13 protein-coding genes and 1 tRNA gene are annotated in these 19,348 nt (G+C 47.0%); 10 read left to right on the forward strand and 4 right to left on the reverse strand.

Annotated features, from left to right (window positions below):
• The first annotated feature begins 366 nt into the window (after positions 1-366).
• From CLV42_RS30815 to CLV42_RS30855, 9 genes are all read left to right on the forward strand, one after another.
• A complete protein-coding gene (locus CLV42_RS30815) occupies positions 367-1,359 on the forward strand; it encodes a hypothetical protein (RefSeq protein ID WP_106605786.1) in 993 nt (330 codons plus the stop codon).
• A 165-nt stretch (positions 1,360-1,524) separates the two neighbouring features.
• Positions 1,525-3,816 carry a TonB-dependent receptor gene (locus CLV42_RS30820; RefSeq protein ID WP_106605787.1) on the forward strand — a complete coding sequence of 764 codons (2,292 nt, stop codon included), beginning with the start codon at positions 1,525-1,527 and terminating at the stop codon, positions 3,814-3,816.
• Positions 3,816-4,274 carry a thioredoxin family protein gene (locus tag CLV42_RS30825; protein WP_106605788.1) on the forward strand — a complete coding sequence of 153 codons (459 nt, stop codon included), beginning with the start codon at positions 3,816-3,818 and terminating at the stop codon, positions 4,272-4,274. The genes CLV42_RS30820 and CLV42_RS30825 overlap by 1 nt, the downstream gene beginning before the upstream one ends.
• A gap of 126 nt (positions 4,275-4,400) precedes the next feature.
• Positions 4,401-6,668, forward strand: coding sequence for a tetratricopeptide repeat-containing sensor histidine kinase (locus CLV42_RS30830; protein WP_106605789.1), 2,268 nt, complete (start codon positions 4,401-4,403; stop codon positions 6,666-6,668).
• A 179-nt stretch (positions 6,669-6,847) separates the two neighbouring features.
• Positions 6,848-8,254 carry a sensor histidine kinase gene (locus tag CLV42_RS30835; protein ID WP_106605790.1) on the forward strand — a complete coding sequence of 469 codons (1,407 nt, stop codon included), beginning with the start codon at positions 6,848-6,850 and terminating at the stop codon, positions 8,252-8,254.
• Positions 8,255-8,348: 94 nt separating this feature from the next.
• Positions 8,349-10,343: a tetratricopeptide repeat-containing sensor histidine kinase gene (locus CLV42_RS30840; RefSeq protein ID WP_170117715.1), complete on the forward strand. Its 1,995-nt coding sequence runs from the start codon at positions 8,349-8,351 to the stop codon at positions 10,341-10,343.
• A gap of 1 nt (position 10,344) precedes the next feature.
• Positions 10,345-11,784, forward strand: a complete 1,440-nt coding sequence (locus tag CLV42_RS30845; protein WP_106605792.1) for a sigma-54-dependent transcriptional regulator — start codon at positions 10,345-10,347, stop codon at positions 11,782-11,784.
• A 508-nt stretch (positions 11,785-12,292) separates the two neighbouring features.
• Positions 12,293-12,778 (forward strand): hypothetical protein, encoded by a 486-nt coding sequence (locus tag CLV42_RS30850; RefSeq protein ID WP_106605793.1) that lies wholly within the window; start codon positions 12,293-12,295, stop codon positions 12,776-12,778.
• Positions 12,779-12,807: 29 nt separating this feature from the next.
• Positions 12,808-13,104 carry a hypothetical protein gene (locus CLV42_RS30855; protein ID WP_106605794.1) on the forward strand — a complete coding sequence of 99 codons (297 nt, stop codon included), beginning with the start codon at positions 12,808-12,810 and terminating at the stop codon, positions 13,102-13,104.
• A gap of 51 nt (positions 13,105-13,155) precedes the next feature.
• On the opposite strand, the gene CLV42_RS30860 is transcribed toward CLV42_RS30855, so the two are convergent.
• The 4 genes from CLV42_RS30860 to CLV42_RS30875 form a co-directional block, all read right to left on the reverse strand.
• A complete protein-coding gene (locus CLV42_RS30860) occupies positions 13,156-14,217 on the reverse strand; it encodes an ATP-grasp domain-containing protein (protein WP_106605805.1) in 1,062 nt (353 codons plus the stop codon).
• 78 nt (positions 14,218-14,295) lie between these two features.
• Complete coding sequence (locus tag CLV42_RS30865; protein ID WP_106605795.1) at positions 14,296-15,048, reverse strand: hypothetical protein; 753 nt, start codon at positions 15,046-15,048, stop codon at positions 14,296-14,298.
• A gap of 32 nt (positions 15,049-15,080) precedes the next feature.
• Positions 15,081-16,322, reverse strand: coding sequence for a multidrug effflux MFS transporter (locus tag CLV42_RS30870; RefSeq protein ID WP_245901778.1), 1,242 nt, complete (start codon positions 16,320-16,322; stop codon positions 15,081-15,083).
• A gap of 142 nt (positions 16,323-16,464) precedes the next feature.
• Positions 16,465-18,918, reverse strand: coding sequence for a glycoside hydrolase family 2 TIM barrel-domain containing protein (locus CLV42_RS30875; protein WP_170117716.1), 2,454 nt, complete (start codon positions 18,916-18,918; stop codon positions 16,465-16,467).
• A 193-nt stretch (positions 18,919-19,111) separates the two neighbouring features.
• On the opposite strand from CLV42_RS30875, the gene CLV42_RS30880 reads away from it, so the two are divergent.
• A tRNA-Pro gene (locus tag CLV42_RS30880) sits at positions 19,112-19,185 on the forward strand.
• Positions 19,186-19,348 lie beyond the last annotated feature (163 nt).

Consider the following 19,348-nt stretch of genomic DNA (forward strand, 5'->3'; position numbering starts at 1 on the left):
TGAGCCCCCCGGCCGGTATTCATCCTATACTGTTTTATTGACTCCGGAAGGAGCCGGATGGCCAGACCAGTATCACAACAACGGATGATGGTTGTCAGTATCCGGAATGCAGCGGGGATGTAGCTTTGTATTATAATTAATTCGCATTCAAAACAAGGCTCTTATATCTATCCTATGCCCTATGCCTTCCTGCTTTATTTTCCATCGATGCAGAAGTTTCCATAGACAAAAATGATGAAGGATTAGAAAAAAAGCAGGCTCCCCGGTATATTCATCCCGGGGATTTCTTTTTTTTGTGTAAATTAATGGCCAACTGAAATGTTACCCGGCAGCTTAGAGGGTCCGATTTGATAAGCAGAAAATGATATGAGAAAAGTACTATTTATCCTATTGATTCCATTCACCGCATTCGCGCAACAGGTTGTTATTACAGGAAAGGTACCGGATGCTCCTGATAGTATAGATGTATTTGTCTACAAGCCTATAGGAACCTATTTCAATTCACTTTATAAACAAAGCGCGGGCAAAGTAACCAATCACCAGTTTACGTTGACAGTGCCGATGGAGGCACCAGGTTATATCACCATAGAGAATAAATACGTAAAATCCGTCCTCTATGTAGAACCGGGCGATTCTGTGGATATTGGCATCAGCCGGGAAGGCAGCGCAGATAAAAAGATCTATTCAGGCAACAATGCCGCCGGGCATGACCTGTTCAATAATAATACGCCCTTTTCGCCAGACCAGCTGAGCAGCGCTATGGACCATGTCATGGATACGGCCAGATCTGTCAACGGGGCCCTCTGGGGGATGCGCTCAACCCTCTTCGACCTGAAAGCGCCCCTGCTGGTACACCTCAGAAAGGGACAGGTCTCAGTAGGATTCTATGAAAGTATGGTGACCACCCTCGAAAGCCGGCTGATATACTGCCTGTTAAACAGCGCCGGCAAATACCTGGAGGATCCTGCTAACAGGAAAAACAAGTCCCTGAACGAAAAAGAACTGAAACAGCTTATCCAGGACGCCACAGACCTATACGATCCCTTTGATGTAAAATACGTTTCCAGCCCCGGTGTGGAGCAGCTGATCGCTAAAAAGTGCTACCTCATCAAAAAAGGATATATCAGGGGGGACGCTGCTATGACAGATTTCTGGCGTCGATTCGATGAGCCTTATAAGCTCTACGCCTATGCCCCCATCAACTTACACGAAATGATGGCAGGTAATGAGTTCCTGGCCAATATCCCTGACCGTTATAAGGGAAATGGTACCCAGATTGAACTTTTTTATTACTTCAAAACCAACTTTCCCAAGAGCGCTTACATTCCTTTAGTCCAGGAATTGCTGAGCAGGAAATAACACATTCCACTTTAAATGCCTTGTACTTGCCGGTATATTTATATCGGTAGGGATTGATATTCAATCTACTTTCCCGGATTATTAACTTAAGGAGTGCCATTTTCCGAATAAATAATTAGATTTGTCTAAAATAATAATTTAGACAAGGCTAAATAATATTAAGAAATGATCCGTACTTATACTTTCGTATATTTAAAAATATCTTTATTGATATCCGTTGTTTGCCTGGTGCTTCCCCCGGCAGGGATGGCGCAATCTCCTAATGGCAGTATCAGCGGATATGTACTATCCGACGGACAACCAGTATTCCTGGCCAATGTCTACCTGGCAGAAAATAAAGCAGGTGCGGCCACCGATTCTACCGGCTTTTTCAGGTTGAATAATGTGAAAGCAGGTACTTATACACTGAGAGCCTCCGCTACCGGCTTTACGGCCTATTCCAGGAAAGTGACTGTTACCGCAGGTGGGAAGATCTCATTACATATAAGACTACAACAGGACGTCACCAAACTGAATGATGTGGTAGTCACCGGTACCCTGAAGCCCGTCAGCAGGGCGGAAAGTCCTATACCCGTGGAAGTGTACACCCCTAAATACTTTCAGAAAAATCCTTCTCCCTCCCTGTTGGAATCCATCGGTATGGTGAATGGTGTAAGACCCCAGCTGAACTGTAATGTTTGTAACACGGGCGATATTCACATCAACGGGATGGAAGGCGCCTATACCATGATCCTGATAGACGGCATGCCCATTGTGAGCGCATTGTCTACCGTATATGGCCTGAGCGGCATTCCTATGAGCATGGTGGAACGCATAGAAGTGGTAAAAGGCCCCGGCTCTTCCTTGTACGGCTCTGAAGCAATGGGAGGTATCGTGAATGTAATCACGAGAAATCCGTTAAACGCGCCCGTCATCAGCGCAGACGTATTTAGTTCCAGCTGGGGAGAGTATAATATAGACGCTGCCATGAAGGTGAAAGCAGGTAGTGCCTCCGGACTGTTTGGCCTCAGCTGGTTTAATTACCAGCACCCAAAAGATAATAACAGTGACGGATTCACCGACCTGACCTTACAGAACCGTATCTCCCTCTTTAATAAGTGGGCCTTCCGTCGGAAGGAAAACCGGCAGGCCAGTATCGCTGCCAGATATGTATATGAGGACCGCTGGGGTGGCGACATGAGATGGAGCAAAGCCTGGCGTGGTAGCGACAGCATCTACGGAGAAAGTATTTATACCAAAAGAGTGGAACTGATCGGGATGTACCAGCTCCCGGTAAAAGAAAAGATCATGCTGCAATACTCCTACAACAGGCATGAGCAGAACTCCTACTATGGTAAGATGCCCTACATGGCTACACAGCATGTAGGATTTACGCAGCTTTACTGGGATAAACAACTGGGTGAAAAACATAACCTGCTGACAGGCATCTCTTTCCGCTATACCTGGTATGACGACAATACACCTGGTACTCTTTCGGAGGATGGCAAGATCAATATGCCTGCTAAAACACCTTTGCCGGGCGCCTTCGTACAGGACGAATGGTCGTTTGCCAGGAAGCATAAATTCCTGCTGGGTTATCGCTACGACCATGACAAAAATCACGGTAGCATCCATTCTCCCCGTATCGCCTACAAGTGGACGCCCAATGAAAATAATACCCTCAGGGCCAGCCTGGGTACTGGCTTCCGTGTAGTAAACCTGTTTACGGAAGACCATGCCGCACTGACTGGTTCCCGGCAGGTGGTCATCGCCGAAGCACTAAAGCCTGAAAAGTCTTACAATGCCAACCTGAACTATGTGCTGAAGATCCCGATGAATACTGCTTTCATCAACCTTGATGCTACCGGCTTCTATTCTTATTTCACCAACAAGATCACAGGCGATTTTGATACCGATCCCGATAAGATCATCTATAATAATCTGCGGGGGCATGCGGTATCAGAGGGTGTCTCGCTGAATGTGGATGCCGCCTTTGCCTTTCCGCTAAAAGTATTGGCTGGTATCACCTACATGGACGTATACCAGGTGGATGAAAATGCGGCAGGTATCCCGCTAAAAAGCAGGCAAATAGATGCTCCTAAATGGGCCGGTACTTTTACTATCAGCTATAGCCTGCCCGCAGGTTTCGGAGTAGATCTTACCGGCAACTGGAATGGCCCCATGCGCCTGCCCATACAACCTAAAGACTACAGACCCGAATACTCCCCCTGGTTCCTGCTGGCCAACGCACAGGTCACTAAGAAGTTTGCCAAAGGATGGGAGGTCTACGGTGGTGTAAAGAATCTACTGAACTACGTACCTAAATATGCATTGATGAGACCTTTTGATCCCTTCGATAAACATGTGAATGATCCGGTGAATAATCCCAACGGATATACATTCGACACTCAATACAACTATGCTCCATTGCAGGGCGCCAGGGGATTTCTGGGTGTGAGATATAATCTGTTTAAATAATGATACGAGCGTTTTTCATCTGCATCATATATAGCACATTGCTAACAACACCGGTCCTTGCACAACAGGGGCCGGTTACCTTTACCTATCTGCAGGATAATATGGCAATACATCCGAAACCCATTGTCATAAAGATCTATACCGACTGGTGCAGCTATTGTAAGATGCAGGACATGCAGATCAAACGTTCTCCTGCGCTACAACAACTGCTGTCTGAGAAATATTATTACGTAACCCTGAATGCGGAAAGTCGTCAACCCATTGTGTTTAACGATACTACCTATTCCTTTATTCCCTACGGTACACAGGGCATACATGCCCTGGCTGTGAAGCTGATGGAGCATCATGCAGCCTATCCTGCCTGGGTAGTGCTGGATACTTCCTACAGGGTGAAAGCCTTTTATACTGGCATGTTGAAAGACAAATCGCTGCTTGCGTTTCTTCATACTATTGAATAAATCCCCGCCCGCCAATTGCCCTTTTATCGGTTCTCTTGTACATATTATCGAATAGAAAGAATTATTAAAAACAATATCGGATTATTGTATCGGCCTACAGCTGCAGGGACAAAAACTATTTAACTTATGTATAGGCTAGCGCTGGTCTTCCTTATGATGCTTTGGGGCATACTATCGTGTATGGGCCAGCCTGATACCTCTGTCCCTATATTACAGCATAAGCTGTTGAACGCCAATGCCGATACACAAAAGATCAACATATTATTACAGCTTGCCGATGTTTACGTGGGTAAGAAAGGTGAAAATACCGCTGATCTGGACAGCGGACTATTATATATAGGACAAGCCGCCCGGATCAATTATCGTGTGAAAGACCCTCGCTGGGAGGCCAGGTGCTATTATTATTACGCCAAAGCTTACCGGGAAAAGAGAATGTTTGATGAAGGGAAAACGGCCCTCCTGAAAGCACGGACCATCTTAGAGCCTGCCGACCTCCCGGGCGATCTGGGTGATGTATTAATGGAATACGGCGACTGTTATTCAATTGATGAAGAATCACAACTGAAAGAGAAAATCCGCTTGTATGAGCAGGCGGGAGAGCTGTACCACAGAACCGGTGATAAGAAAAAGGAGGCCTATGCCCTGAAAATGACCGGCGATTGCTACCATTGTTGGGGGAAATTCAAAGAGGCACTGGTCCTTTTAAATAAATCGCTCGCACTGTATAAGGAAACAGGAAGAAAGGACCTGCAAGGTGTGTATGATCTGCTGGGGATTATTGCCACAGGTACCGGCGACTATAGCCTGGGAATGACCTATGGGCTGATGGCGGTAAAAACGGCGGAAGAACAGCATGACAGCAGCCTGCAGCTCTGTACTATTTACAACAGGCTGGGTATTACTTATTATCAGCTGGGCGATTATACACATGCACAGGAGAGCCTGCGCAAGGCACTGAAAATTGCCAATCGCTATAAAGACACTGTTTCTTTCCTGATGGTAAGCACTAATATTGTTGGCACCTATCTCAAAACCGGACAACCGGAAGCGGCGCTCGCATTATTGAATAAAATCGTTGAAATATACCGGCAACCCATCTTTAAAGATCGCCTCTGGATCTCTGCCAATATGGTGAAATGTTACTCGGCAATGCATCAGTATGATAAGGCAAAGGCCTTTATTCCGCAGTTGCAAAGCCTCTCGCGACAGATGTCAGCATATAATTATTATCAGACCATGATCTATGAAGCATTGGTCCAATACTACCTCGCCACCCGGCAATACATTGAGGCCTCCTACTATTGTTCACTCCAGGATAACGTATGTAAAAATATAGGATTGGTCAATGTGCTATCCCAGAACTATTTACGCTGGTTTCAGGCAGATTCCGCATTAAAGAATTACCCTGCCGCTATCAAACATTACCAGGAGTATAAGATCATGAATGATTCAATATTTCATGTAGCAAAGGCAGGTCAGATTGCCAGGTTACAGGTGCAGTTTGACATCGATAAAAAGGACAAAGATATCCGACTGCAACAACAGAATATTGAACTGCTGACCCGGCAGGGGCAATTACAACAGTCAGCACTGAACCAGGCCAGGCTTACGCGCAATGTGATCATCACCGGTGCCTTTATGCTATTGCTGTTGCTGGTGCTTGGTTTCAACCGCTACCTGATGAAACAGCAGAACAATAAACAGCTGCAGCAGAAACAGGATGAGATCTATCAACAGAACCTTGCTCTGCAGCGCCTGATCACCACGCAGGACAAACTGCTGGAGGAAAAAGAATGGCTGGTCAAAGAGATCCACCACCGGGTAAAGAATAACCTTCAGATTGTTATGAGCCTGCTGAATACCCAGGTGGCCTACCTGCACGATGCAGACGCTGTGAAGGCCATTAGTGAAAGCAAACACCGGATGCAGGCTATTTCCCTGATCCATCAGAAATTATATCAGTCGGAAAATATGGCATTGATAGATATGCCAACCTATATCCGTGAGTTGATTGGTTACCTGAAAGATAATTTTGAGGAGGTACAGCGGATTTATTTTGATCTGCAGATTACACCAGTACAACTGGACGTATCCCAGGCAGTACCGGTCGGACTGATACTCAACGAAGCCCTTACAAATGCTATTAAGTATGCGTTTAATAAGAACGGGCAGGGGACTGTTATTATATCTTTGCTTCGTCAACCGGAGGATCAGTTAATACTCAGTGTTTCTGATAACGGACAGGGATTTCCGCCGGGATTTGATGTGTTTACACAAGGCTCTATGGGCACCCGTCTGATGGAAACACTGGCAGAACAACTGGAGGGTACTATTAGCATCCAGGAGGACGAAGGAGTATCGGTAATAGTGTCATTTAAACAACAAATCGGATAAGAGAGTCATGTCAGACATTGCCTGGACGTAAAAAAAGTTGTATTTTTCCTGTCCCTCAAGCAATCAAGCCAATCTTTAAAATATAATGCCAGCTAGCCGTTCCGATATAGAACAAGAAGAATTAGCACTAACAACAGCAAACATAGGTCGTAGGAGAGACGTATTAAAATAATTAACTTATGAATAGGCTACTGTTGCTTTCCTATTGCATGATGGGCTGTCTGTTACAGTGCATGGCACTGAACAAGCTATTTCCATCAGAAGTAAAGCTGCAACAGCTTTTAAATAAGGTGTCAGATGCCGGGAATGATATTGCCCTGTCAAGGGCAGCTACCCGCCATGCATCCTTTACAGAGATGGAAAACGAAGTGACAGATAGCATAACCATATATACAGGATTGATCAGGTATTATCAGCATAAAAAACAATACGAGGCCGTTCGGCGATATGCTGCTGCATTAGCGGCAGCCGCAGAAAGGGATGGCCGGCTGGAGGTGCTTGCCCGGAGTTATGCTACCTGGTTTAAGGCTGATTCTGCCATGGGGCGTTACGAGGATGCCATCCGGCATTACCAGTTATATAAAGCGTTACATGATTCCTTATTTAATATCATAAAACACCATCAACTGAACCAGTTGGAGGTCCAGTTTAAAACGGAACAGAAGGATCAGACGCTGAAACTAAAACAACAGAACATCGAACTGCTGACGCGCGAAGCACAGCTACAGGAAGCAAGGCTGCAAAGCGCCAGGTTTATCAGGAACGTGATCATTGGCGGAGCGGGTATGTTGCTGCTATTGCTCTTGCTGGGATATAACCGGTACCAGCTGAAATTGCGCAGCAACAAACAGATGAAACAGCAGCAGGAGGAAATTTATCAGCAGAACCTGTCCCTGCAGGAGCTGATCAGCACCCAGGATAAACTGCTGGAGGAAAAGGAATGGCTGCTGAAAGAGATCCATCACCGGGTGAAGAATAACCTCCAGATCGTTATGAGCCTGTTGAATACACAGGCCGCCTTCCTGGACGATAAAGATGCCCTGAATGCCATCAGGGAAAGCAGGTACCGGATGCAGGCTATCTCATTGATCCATCAGAGGCTGTACCAGTCGGAGAATATGGCGCTGATAGACATGCATGCCTACATCCATGAGCTGGTGATATACCTCAAAGACGGATTCACCGGCATGAACACGATCAGTTTCAACCTGCAGATCGCTCCTGTAAAGCTGGACGTATCGCAGGCAGTACCCGTAGGACTGATCCTGAATGAAGCGATTACCAATGCTATTAAATATGCTTTTACAGGCAATGGTACTATCCTCGTTTCCCTGCAGCAGACAGGCGATCAACAGCTGACACTTGTTGTTGCAGACAACGGCAATGGTTTCCAGACGGAGGATGGAGTGCCCCGTAAAAAGTCAATGGGAATGACACTGATTAATACTTTAAGTGAACAATTGGAGGGAACATTGAACATACAGCGCCATAACGGTGTAATAATTACTGTCAACTTTAAATACCGGGAAAAACAAGCTTTTACCGGACCGCTGGAATTTAAGGAGGAAATCACGAATTATGCCTGAAAAAAATGGGGATCATATTAGCGCTTGCTGTACATGGGTATTGCGGCTCTATTTTGTGATATTGTGTTCATGCCCCACTGTAGCAGTTGCGCAAATGAGCTCGATCCAGTCGCTTTCTTCCAGGCAGCAGGTACAGTATCCCATTCCCGAAGGCATCGGAGATGCCTGGATGGAACTTGGTAGAGGGTATGATACCTATTCGGAGGAGGGGCTGACGCAGAAAATTGCCTGTTATGAAAGGGCCGTTCCGTTGTATAAGATGGCTGCCAATCCGCTTAAGCAGGCAATGGCATTACAGATACTGGGCGACTGCTATAATCACCAGGGAGTACTGCTGCCGGCATTGTCGACGTTGGAAGAGGCCCTGACCATTTACAAGGAAATCCAGTATCCCGCATTGCAGGGTATTTATGACCTGCTGGGAAATGTGAATAGCCAGATGGGTGATTATAAAATTGCATTGAAGAATGGTTTCCTGGCGGTAAGAACTGCAGAAAAGCAGCAGGATACGACACTGATGCTTTGCACGATTTACAATCGGCTGGGACTTACCTTCTATCACCTGGCAGATTATGCACAGGCGCTGACATATTTTAAGAAATCATTGGGTGTAGCGAAAAAGTGGAACGATACCACATCCATTCTTACCCTGCTTCCCAATGTAGCCAATACGCTGCAACAACTGGGAAGGCCGGAAGAGGCGATCTACATACTGAAGGATATGCAGCAACGGTACAAGATCAGTTCCGACGAAGACAGGATCACCCTATGTGCAGGATTGGCCGCCGGTTATGTCAGTCTGGGGCGCTATGAAGAGGCGTATGTTCAGGTGAAAAGATTGCATTGTTTATCCAAAGCATTCGGCCCTGACCATTATATGCAGGATCAAATATATAATGCTGTAATCAACTATTTCCTGGCAATAAAGGATTATAATAATGTGAAATGGTATGGTCAGCTTTATGAGCGCTATTGTAAAAAAGGAGGATATGCCAGGGAGCTGCTAAATGACTACCGGTATCTTTTCCGGGCAGATTCTGCCCTGGGAAATTATCCTGATGCGATTGTCTATTATCAGCAATATAAATTACTGCAGGACTCCCTCTATGGGGAAGAAAAAACAAGGGAAATCGTACAGCTCCAGATGCAATATGATATTGAAAAGAAGGATCAGGACCTGCTGCTGAAAGAGCAGCGCATACAAATACTGACCCGTCAGGGACTCCTGCAAAAGAGCGATCTGCAGCGGGCCCGCCTGGAAGGAAATGTGATCATAGGAGGGACATTGATGCTGGTGGTATTGCTGATACTGGGTTATAACCGTTATCAGCTGAAACAAAACGTCAACCGGCAATTGCAGTTGCAGCAGCATGAGATTCATGAGCAGCATAAATCCCTGCATGTACTACTCTGTACACAACGAAAACTGGTGGCAGAGAAAGAGTGGCTTGTAAAAGAGATCCATCACCGGGTGAGGGATAACCTGCAGATCATCATGCGACTGCTGAACGCGCAGGCGGCTCACCTGGACGATGAAAATGCGCTGGCTGCCATCCAGGAAAGCCGGCACCGGATGCAGGCTATTTCTCTCATTCATCAGAAATTGTACCTGTCCGGAAGTACGGCGGTAGTTGATATGGATATATATATCAGGGAACTTGTTGCATATTTTAAAGATAGCTTTGCCGGATTACAGCAGATTTCTTTTGATTTGCAAATAGCAAATGTTTACCTGGAGGTTTGTCAGGCAGTTCCCATCGGACTGATCCTGAATGAGGCTATCACCAATTCATTCAAATACGCATTCCCGGCCGGTAGTGAAGGAACCATAACAGTTAACCTGCACCATAGCGCAGATAATAATGTCCTGCTGGTAGTGAAAGACAACGGGAAAGGACTACCGGCAGATTTTGAAATAAGAAGACATGCTTCCATGGGCATCGTTCTCATGGAAACATTGAGCGAGCAACTGGAGGGAAAGCTATCTGTTAAGAATAAGGATGGAGTAACCGTCGTTATGATATTTAAACCACAACACACCAGGGAAAAGGTTCCCGGCTTACTGAAATTAGTAAACAAAACTGCTTAGTATGGAAGAAAAAATTATGATCGTAGAAGACGAGCTGATTGTTGCGGGCGATATACGGTTGACGCTGGAGCGTGCTGGCTATAAGGTCTCAGGCGTGGCTCGTTCTGTACACCGGGCATTGGAGATCATAGAAACGGAAAGGCCAGACCTTGTATTGCTGGATATCTATCTGAAGGGAGACCAGACTGGTATAGATCTGGCCGTTGAGCTGAATAAAGTAAACATCCCTTTTGTATACCTCTCTGCCAATTGCAACCGCCAGGTGCTGGAGGCTGCAAAAGTAACCCAGCCCTACGGTTTTATTGTGAAACCGTTCAGGGAGAAAGATCTGTTGGTGACACTGGATATTGCCCGCTACCGTTACGAGCATCATCGCGCCCTAAAAATACAGCCAGATAATGAACAGCAGGCCGAGCCTTCACGTCTGCCCGTTTTCCTGCCAGATAAAGTGATAGAGGCACAGCATAACAATCTGCCGTCTATTCCCAACTTTGAAGGCATTATCGGGCAAAGCAATCCTATGTTACGTGTGTTTGAGCTGATCCGCCAGGTAGCTCCGCTGGATACTTCTGTGCTGATATTGGGAGAAACCGGTACCGGTAAGGAAGGTGTGGCAAATTGTATCCATAAGCTGTCGCCCCGCAAAGCAAAGCCATTCGTGAAAGTGAACTGTGCTGCCCTGCCCACGCACCTGATAGAATCAGAGCTGTTCGGTCATGAGAAAGGCGCCTTTACAGGTGCATTAGAGAAGAGGATCGGGAAGTTTGAAAGGGCAGATGGCGGTACTATTTTCCTGGATGAAATAGGCGACATGCCGGCAGACCTGCAGGTGAAACTATTGCGTGTATTGCAGGAAAAGGAAATTGAAAGGATTGGTGGTAACGGACCGCTGAAAGTGAATGTACGTATCATTGCCGCTACTAACCGTAACCTGGAAAAAGAGATCGCTGAAGGACGTTTCCGCCTCGATCTGTATTACAGGTTGCACGTATTCCCTATTATGCTGTCAGCCCTGCGCGAACGCCGTGAAGACATCCCATTACTCATCTCCCATTTCATCCGTTTATATGCTGTTGCTACAGGAAAGATGGTAGAAGATGTAACACCGGTAGTATTGAAGCAACTGATGGACTACAGCTGGCCGGGCAATGTGCGTGAATTGCAAAACCTGATAGAGAGAAGCGTGCTGCTGGCGCGCGAAAGCACGATCAAAGAAGTATCGCTGCCTACATCTGCCAAGAAAGAAACGGTCGTGGTGAGTGCTGAAAAAGATATTAAGACAATTGTAGAATTAGAAAGAGAACATATACTTACTGTACTGAAGAAGTGTAATCACAAAATATCCGGTCCGGGTGGAGCGGCGGAATTACTGAATCTGCCGCCTTCTACACTGGCTTCAAAGATGAAGAAACTGGGTATTGTGAAAAGACATACATTATAGCGTTCTCCATAAAAAGTACAACAGAACAGGTGATTAGGCAATTGACATTCAGGTGCTATGAGGGTAGTTTTGTAGAGAAATCAACAAACAGTAAAAGACAGGGATCAACGGACAGGATACTCATAGGTAAAGAGGATGAACGTGTGTATTGACAGGGTGCGACAGCAATCAGTCAGCAGCTTATAAGGAAAGTGAGCAATCTGTAGACGATAGGCAATAGTTCATAGAAGATAACGCTTGGAAATGAACATCAGCCCAATCAGACATAGTTAACCAGCCAGGAATACGAACCGGTGATTTACTATGAACTATTCGTCTATCGACTATGGAATGCTAACATGGAATGTGATGCGCTGCGATATTAATTTCAAAGTATATCCTTCCTTTTATTCATACAGTGGAGCTTGATTGTTAATGGCCGTTTCTCTCCAGGAACGGTCCTTTTTTTGCGGGAGGCTGCAGCGGTAGTTCGTATATTTGTCTGGACTAACCCTTAATACCTGCGCATATGGAAGATAAATCTATTATAGCAGACAAGCTGGATGATCTGGAGGAACTATTGTTGCCGAGAAGAAGAACACTGTTGACCTGGTGGTTGAAGATATTCAGTTATCTCTTTTTATTCACGGGAATAGCTGCGCTGGCAATGTACCCGATGATGTTCCTGTTGGAGAACGACTATCATGTGTCCTTGTATGGATTGGAAAGCTCAGACAAACGTTCTTTCATTATGTTGGCAGTAGTCGTGTTGTTCCTCTTAAAAGGAGTGGTGGCTTATGGCTTATTGCTTGAAAAGGAATGGGCGATCGAAGTAGGCCTGGTTGACGCGGCGATAGGTATTCTGGTCTGCCTGTTTGTAGGTTTGTATACCATGTTCGGCACCGGTAGTTATATCGCTTCTTTCAGAGTGGAACTTGTTTTACTGATCATCTATCTGATTAAGCTGTTGAAGATGCAGGCAATATGGAAGAAAAGCCCGGCGGGCTATAAATAATTATATTTCTATCATTCAAAATAACAGATATGGAACACCATTATGACACCGTCTCCAATGCCATTAATTCCCTGAAACGGCAGGGATTTACCGTTGATTTTAACCTGGAAGGAAATTACCTGGTAAATGAGGGAAATAAGATAGGCGTAAGTGATTTCAGCATTGTAGACGTGTATCGTTATGAAGGCAATACTGATCCCTCAGATGAAGCAGCCGTATATGCCATTGAATCTACTAATGGTATCAAAGGTATACTGGTAACGGGTTACGGTGCTTCCTCTGATGCCTTTACCGGAGAAATGCTGGAAAAGCTGAAGATCAGATAGTCTCCGTGTAGATAACATGTAAACATCATAGCTGCTGCGCTGGCAGGTGTGTTACAAACGCCATTGCTGTCGCAGCATGTTCACCAGCAGATCTGGAAAGGTCCAGCCTATTTTCCGTGCCGCCAATGCCGATAAGCTGTCCTGATCCTGTCTGTGCGGGCGGGCGGCGCCGGTCATATTAGGTTTCATATTCAGATCGAAGATGAAGTAATTCCCCTGCTCATCCTGCCGGCAATCTATTCTCACAGGAGCTTTTGCACCTACTAACGCCGCAGCAGATTCGCACTGTTTACAGAGAGCAATGACCTTTTGTGATTGCAGTTGTGCATCGTCCAGCACCCTGCTGTTATGGACAACTGCAACACTTCCGTTGTAGGGGGCTACGCCGTCCTGGTGATTAAAACGTTCTACGGCCGGCAGGCTCCAGTAGTTGATCTTTTCCTGGCATAGGCCATTGAACTCATATTTACCTGGTGGCATCACCGTAACTGTCACTTCCTGTCCTTGCAGGAATTTTTCTACATAAACGGCGCTGCCGTAGTTTTCTACCGCCAGCATCTCTCCTAGTATTGCGTCCAGTTCTTCCTGGGTATCAGCAACACGTACACCCTCACTTCCCCTGCCACGTATGGGTTTAGCCACTACCGGAAAGGAAAAGGGCAGCTGGTAATCGTACATGTTGTCTTTGCTGATCAGAACGGCCGGTGGAATAGGGAGATTGTTTTTTTGCAGCAGTTTATTGGTGATCCACTTATCATCGTACAGGTCTGTATTACGGGGCAGTTGCCCTACTGCGGCAATGCCTTTTTTCAGAAACGCTTCCACAGGATGCCCATTGTATAAGATCGTATTCAGCCACAATACCTGTGCCCCTTTAGCCAGGGCATGCAGTATACCCGCTTCCGTGTCGGGGAATACCCAATCCAGGTCGATAGCCAATTGCGGATGGGTCACAGGTGTACTTACCAGCACTTGTTTTTCACGTAGCGCATAGGCAATGTCTGCACCACTGTCTGAATAGCCTCCGGGTTTCATAGGCTTGAGGATGCCATTCCTGGCAGGTGGCTGCTGCGCCTGATAGAGCAGGGCGACTGGGGTTCCGGTTATTGACATGGTCATCTTTTTCTAACGTGTTTATAACGTGAATGTATAAAATTTTACATTCATCTGGCTGCAGTAGGTCCGGCGTTATCAGGGTTGTGCAAGTCTTCTTGTCAGTCTTTCATACCTGGCCGGCTGCACAAATATCAGGCTGTTATGATCGCTGTATCTGACCAGCCGCTCTTTTATATCAGTGCTCATCAGTACTTTATTCAGTAAGAGGTAAATGGCGGTGTTGTCGGGAGTGCACCCTTTGGTATTGGAGAACGTAACCGTATGCAGTGTGTGATCCAGTTTGGCGTAGATCGTATACTTGGTTTCAAAGGTGGAGGTCTGTTTGAAACCATAACAGACCTCCAGTTTGATATTATTGTCGGCCAGAATACCCTGCATGGCGGTTGTGATCAGATCACTATAGTTCACAGGTTCGGCGATGCATTCATCAGATAATGGCGCAAAGACCTTGTTATATTCCAGCACGGCTATTTCCGGTGAAGCCGCAGTTGTTTTCAGGTATTGACCGGGAGCAAGGAGCGTTTTTTTGAAGGTTTCCATATCATTAGCGATGCGGATATATTCTTCTGCGGAATACTTTGATTGCAACACCGGTGTTGCTTCATGATCGCTTCCCGTCGTACTTCTGCTGGTGGCTAATATCTGCTGAGGCCATGTCTTCGTGATATTCGTCTTCAACACATGGAACTCTGCTTCCGTGATAGGATGACGTGTATACTTGTAGTTACCAATATCTACATTGATCTTCAGATCGAAGTTCTTATTGGCAGAATGCCTGTTGCATTGAAAGCTCAGAAGGGCAAGCAGAAATAAGAAAGTCTTTTTCATAGGATATATGGCTGACTGCAAGATAGCATCTTTTAGTGAATGACCGCAGCCTCACCAGCTTCCTGCAGCAAAACAGGATTCGTGATGCGTGTACGTCCTATGAGTAACATCGTAAGTGATAGCACAGCTGTAGCCGCCATAATAACGGTCATAGGTACAGCGGTGGTCATATCAAACAAGCTGCTGATGGTAGAGGCAAGTCCGCCAATGCCCATCTGCAGAGCGCCCATCAGTGCAGCCGCACTTCCCGCATTCTTTTTAAAAGGTGCAATACTAAGTGCAGTAGCATTCGGATAAACAAATCCGAGACAACTCAGGAAAAGGAACAGTATGAAAATGGTGGAGCCTAATCCCAGCCATCCCATATAGGTTCCAAAACAGAGCGCAACGCCTACGAGTGTTTGTCCCAGCAGGGCTACACGGATAATTTGCTCACTGCGGAAATAACGTAAGGTCAGACTGTTCAATTGGCTGGAGCCAATAAGTCCGACTGACAAGCCTGCGAAGATCCAGCCGAAATGCTTTTCAGATACATGGAAGATGTCCATGAATACGACCGGGGAGGAAGACACATATACGAATAATCCGGAGAAGGCAAGTGCTCCCGTCAACGCATAAGTGTAAAACTGTGGCTCCCGCATAACTGCCCAGAAGCCATTAATAATCGGAGCTGGTTTCAGTGACATGGAGGTATCCGGCTGATGGCTTTCCGGCAGAAAGAAAATACAAGTCAGCATCAGGAAAAATCCCATAAGACCCAGTACAACAAATATGATCTGCCAGCCCCAGGCCGCTGTGATATAACCGCCGATAGTCGGTGCCAGCATCGGAGACGCACTCACTACCAGCATAAGCAGGGCAAATACTTTTGCACTGTCTTTTATAGGGAAGAAGTCACGTACCATGGCAACAGAGGCTACTGCAGCGGCACAGCTACCGATAGCCTGGATGAAACGTACCGCCACAAAGAAATCCAGTGATTTCGCCACGATACAACCGGCAGAAGCCAGGATGTAAACGACCAGGCCTGCGTAAAGCGGTTTTTTTCTGCCAAAGCGGTCCAGAAGTGGACCATATAGCAATTGTCCGGCAGATATGCCGATGAAATAGCTGGCAAGGGAAAGTCCGATCCTGGCTGTCGTCGTGTGCAAGTCTATCGCAATAGCCTGGTAGCCGGAAAGGTACATATCGATTGAAAATGGCCCCAGTGCCGTCATTGTTCCCAATATAAGTATCAGTGACCAATACCGGCGGGTTGTCATAGTAGCTTCCATTATTCGTATTTAAGGGTGCAAAATTATCTAAACATATCGGGAAATCCCAATCTAACTATGTCAAGATAGGATGAGGGAAGGGGAGAGTACAGTGAGAGAACAAGCAGAGAAGAAGCAGAGAAGACGGAGAGAACAAGCAGGCTTATTTTGCCCGGATGTCAATTTTAGCCGTTTTAAGCCCCTGCCCTTCGATCTGGAGTGTTATATTGCCTGACCGCCCATTGGCTCTTAAAATGGCTAATCCGCGTCCTCTGAAGGTGGTCAGCGCCGGTTGTTGGAAACTTGCCGGACAGTCCGGACAGGCACTACCTGCAGCTGCCAGGGTGGCTTGTCCGCTGACGCTGATCTTTAACGGTAAATTGGCATCAGGAACAATCCTTCCCAGGTTATCCACAATATCCACATTCACGTACACAAGTTCATTTGCGTCTGCAGTAATTTGTGTACGGTCGGCCGTTAATTTGATGGCCTGCGGAGGATTAGCCAGCGCCAGCGTTTTGACGCCGATCTCATTGCCTTTGCTGTCGTATACAAAGGCCGTCAGCACGCCTGGGGTATATGGAATATTGAATGTCACCGTAAGTGGTGTACTGTCTGATACGGTTTTTGTCGCCACCCGGTAGTCGTTCAATACGAGCTCGACTTTCTCTCCTCTTGTAAAGACCCGTACCTGCATATTTTTACCGTTCATGCCCGGCCATGTCCAGGAAGGTACTTCATCCGGCCATCCCCAGCGGCTTACTTTTTCTTTCGTTCCTTCGGGGATGGGGGTATGTACCAGCATTTCCACCATGCTTCTGCCCCATACCACATCCCGGAAATAAGATTGAGGTTTCTTATTGCCAATAAGGTCTATATCGCCACACCATGCATTGAACCATGGATGGGTGCGTCTTCCTGTGCCGTTGCCGGTATAGGTGCTGTGTCCTATACCCGCTTCTCCCAGGTAGTCCATAGCCGTCCAGACGAAGTCGCCGATTACAAAGGGGAGTCCCTGCACCTGGTTCCAGGCATGATACAGATCTGCCGGGAAGGTTTCCGATCCGAACATCACACGACCGGGCACACGTCTTTCGTCTATAGCATAACTACGCCACTGGTAATTATATCCTGCAACGTCCAGCAGGGCGAATGAGGCATCTGTAGCCGTCCATTTATACGGTCTTTCCCAGAAATCATTCTCGGCAGCTGTAATAGCCCGGGTGCTATCCATATGGTGTATTGCCTTCACCATCTGCCGGGTGATCGCAAGTCCTGCACTATCCGCCCGTTCAGGTATTTCATTGCCAATGCTCCACATAATGACGCTCGGATGGTTCCTGTCGCGCAGTATCATGCTTTGCAGATCGCGCTGCCACCATGCTTTAAAGAAACGGTGGTAGTCCTGCGGCTGCTTCTGGTCTTCCCACATATCAAAAGCCTCGTCGATGACCAGTATGCCGAGTTTGTCGCAGGTCTCCAGGAATTTTTCAGAAGGGGGATTATGGCTGGTGCGGATGGCGTTGAATCCGTAAGCCTTCATCAATTCCACTTTCCTTTCTTCTGCCCGGTCAAAGGCCGCCGCACCTAACAGGCCGTTGTCATGATGAAGGCAACCGCCTTTCAGCAGAACCTTCTCACCATTGATGGTCAGCCCCCTGGTGGCATTGATCCTGATCTGCCGGATACCTGTTTTGATCTCAAGCCGGTCTGCGGTGGCAGTGTTCTTTACATTAAGGGTATCCATTAGTCGGATCTCCGTGGTATAGAGGTAGGGCCTTCCCGGCGACCATAAGGCCGGGTTGTTCACAGTGAGTTGCCTGATGACCGTAGTTGTATCGCCCGGGGCAATGTTAACCGGCTGAGATGCATATGCAACCACCTGGCCGGTACTATCTTTCAGCCGGATCTGCAGCAGGCGTTGAGCGGCACCTGTCACGCTGCCCGTCACTGCAGTGGCTATCTGTATCACCGCTTTTTGTTTGCCGGCTTCCTGAGTGGTGATGAAGATGCCGTCTTTTATCAGGTGTACGGGAGGGGCCATGACCAGGTGTACGTGCCGGTAGATACCTGCCCCGGTATACCAGCGGGAGTTAAGTCCTTCATTTTTTACCCGGACGGCCAGGACGTTCTTTTGTCCGGGAGTAGCCAGGTAAGGCGTCAGGTCGTAGGTGAAAGGCGTATAACCATAGGGGTGGTTCCCCAGGTGGTGTCCATTGATCCAGACGTCGCTGTCCATGTATACGCCGTCAAAGCGGATGGCAACGGTTTGTCCTGCCGGAAGGGCAGGTAAAGTGAATGGCTTGCGGTACCAGGCCGTGCCACCTACGACATAGGCGCCATGTTCTTTTGCCGGACTGTATTTATAAAAAGGGCCGATGATGGTGCTATCGTTTTGGCCAGGAAGATCTTCTATCGCCCAGTCATGCGGAAGGTGCAAGGTCCGCCAGCCGGCGTCGGGAAAGTCAGGCTGTTCCGCTCCGGTCAGACTATCTTTTTTGAACCGCCAGTTGTCGTCGAACAGCTGTTCTCTTACCAGCGGCAGTTTTTTTGTTTGTCCGTAGGATTGCAGGGCGAGCATCAGGCTGCCCAGCCATAAAAGTTTCGCAAGGCTCATAGTATTCTTCATTTCTCCAGTGCAGATGCGCATTTCCTCTTTCCGGGGATGCATGTCACTGACCACGTCCGAAAGTTATTTTAAAAAATCTGATATTTTTTTTGAATCATTTTTGGATATATCAAAAAATCATCTACCTTTGCAATCCCAAACATCGAAAGCGATGGCAACAAAGCGAGATGTTTAACGGGTTCGGGGCGTAGCGTAGCCCGGTATCGCGCCTGCTTTGGGAGCAGGAGGTCGCAGGTTCGAATCCTGCCGCCCCGACAGAAAGGAGATCAGAAATGATCTCCTTTTTTGTTTTTGCTACATTTTGTAGCAATTGCATGGATTACGGATCAAGGCCAAAAGTTGTGAAGCGAGACGAATTTTTCTAATTTTGCGTTAGGATGAAAGGACCCATACAGGACGGCTATTTCGCATTAGTGGA

Source organism: Chitinophaga ginsengisoli (genome assembly GCF_003014595.1).
GTDB classification, from domain to species: Bacteria; Bacteroidota; Bacteroidia; order Chitinophagales; family Chitinophagaceae; genus Chitinophaga; species Chitinophaga ginsengisoli.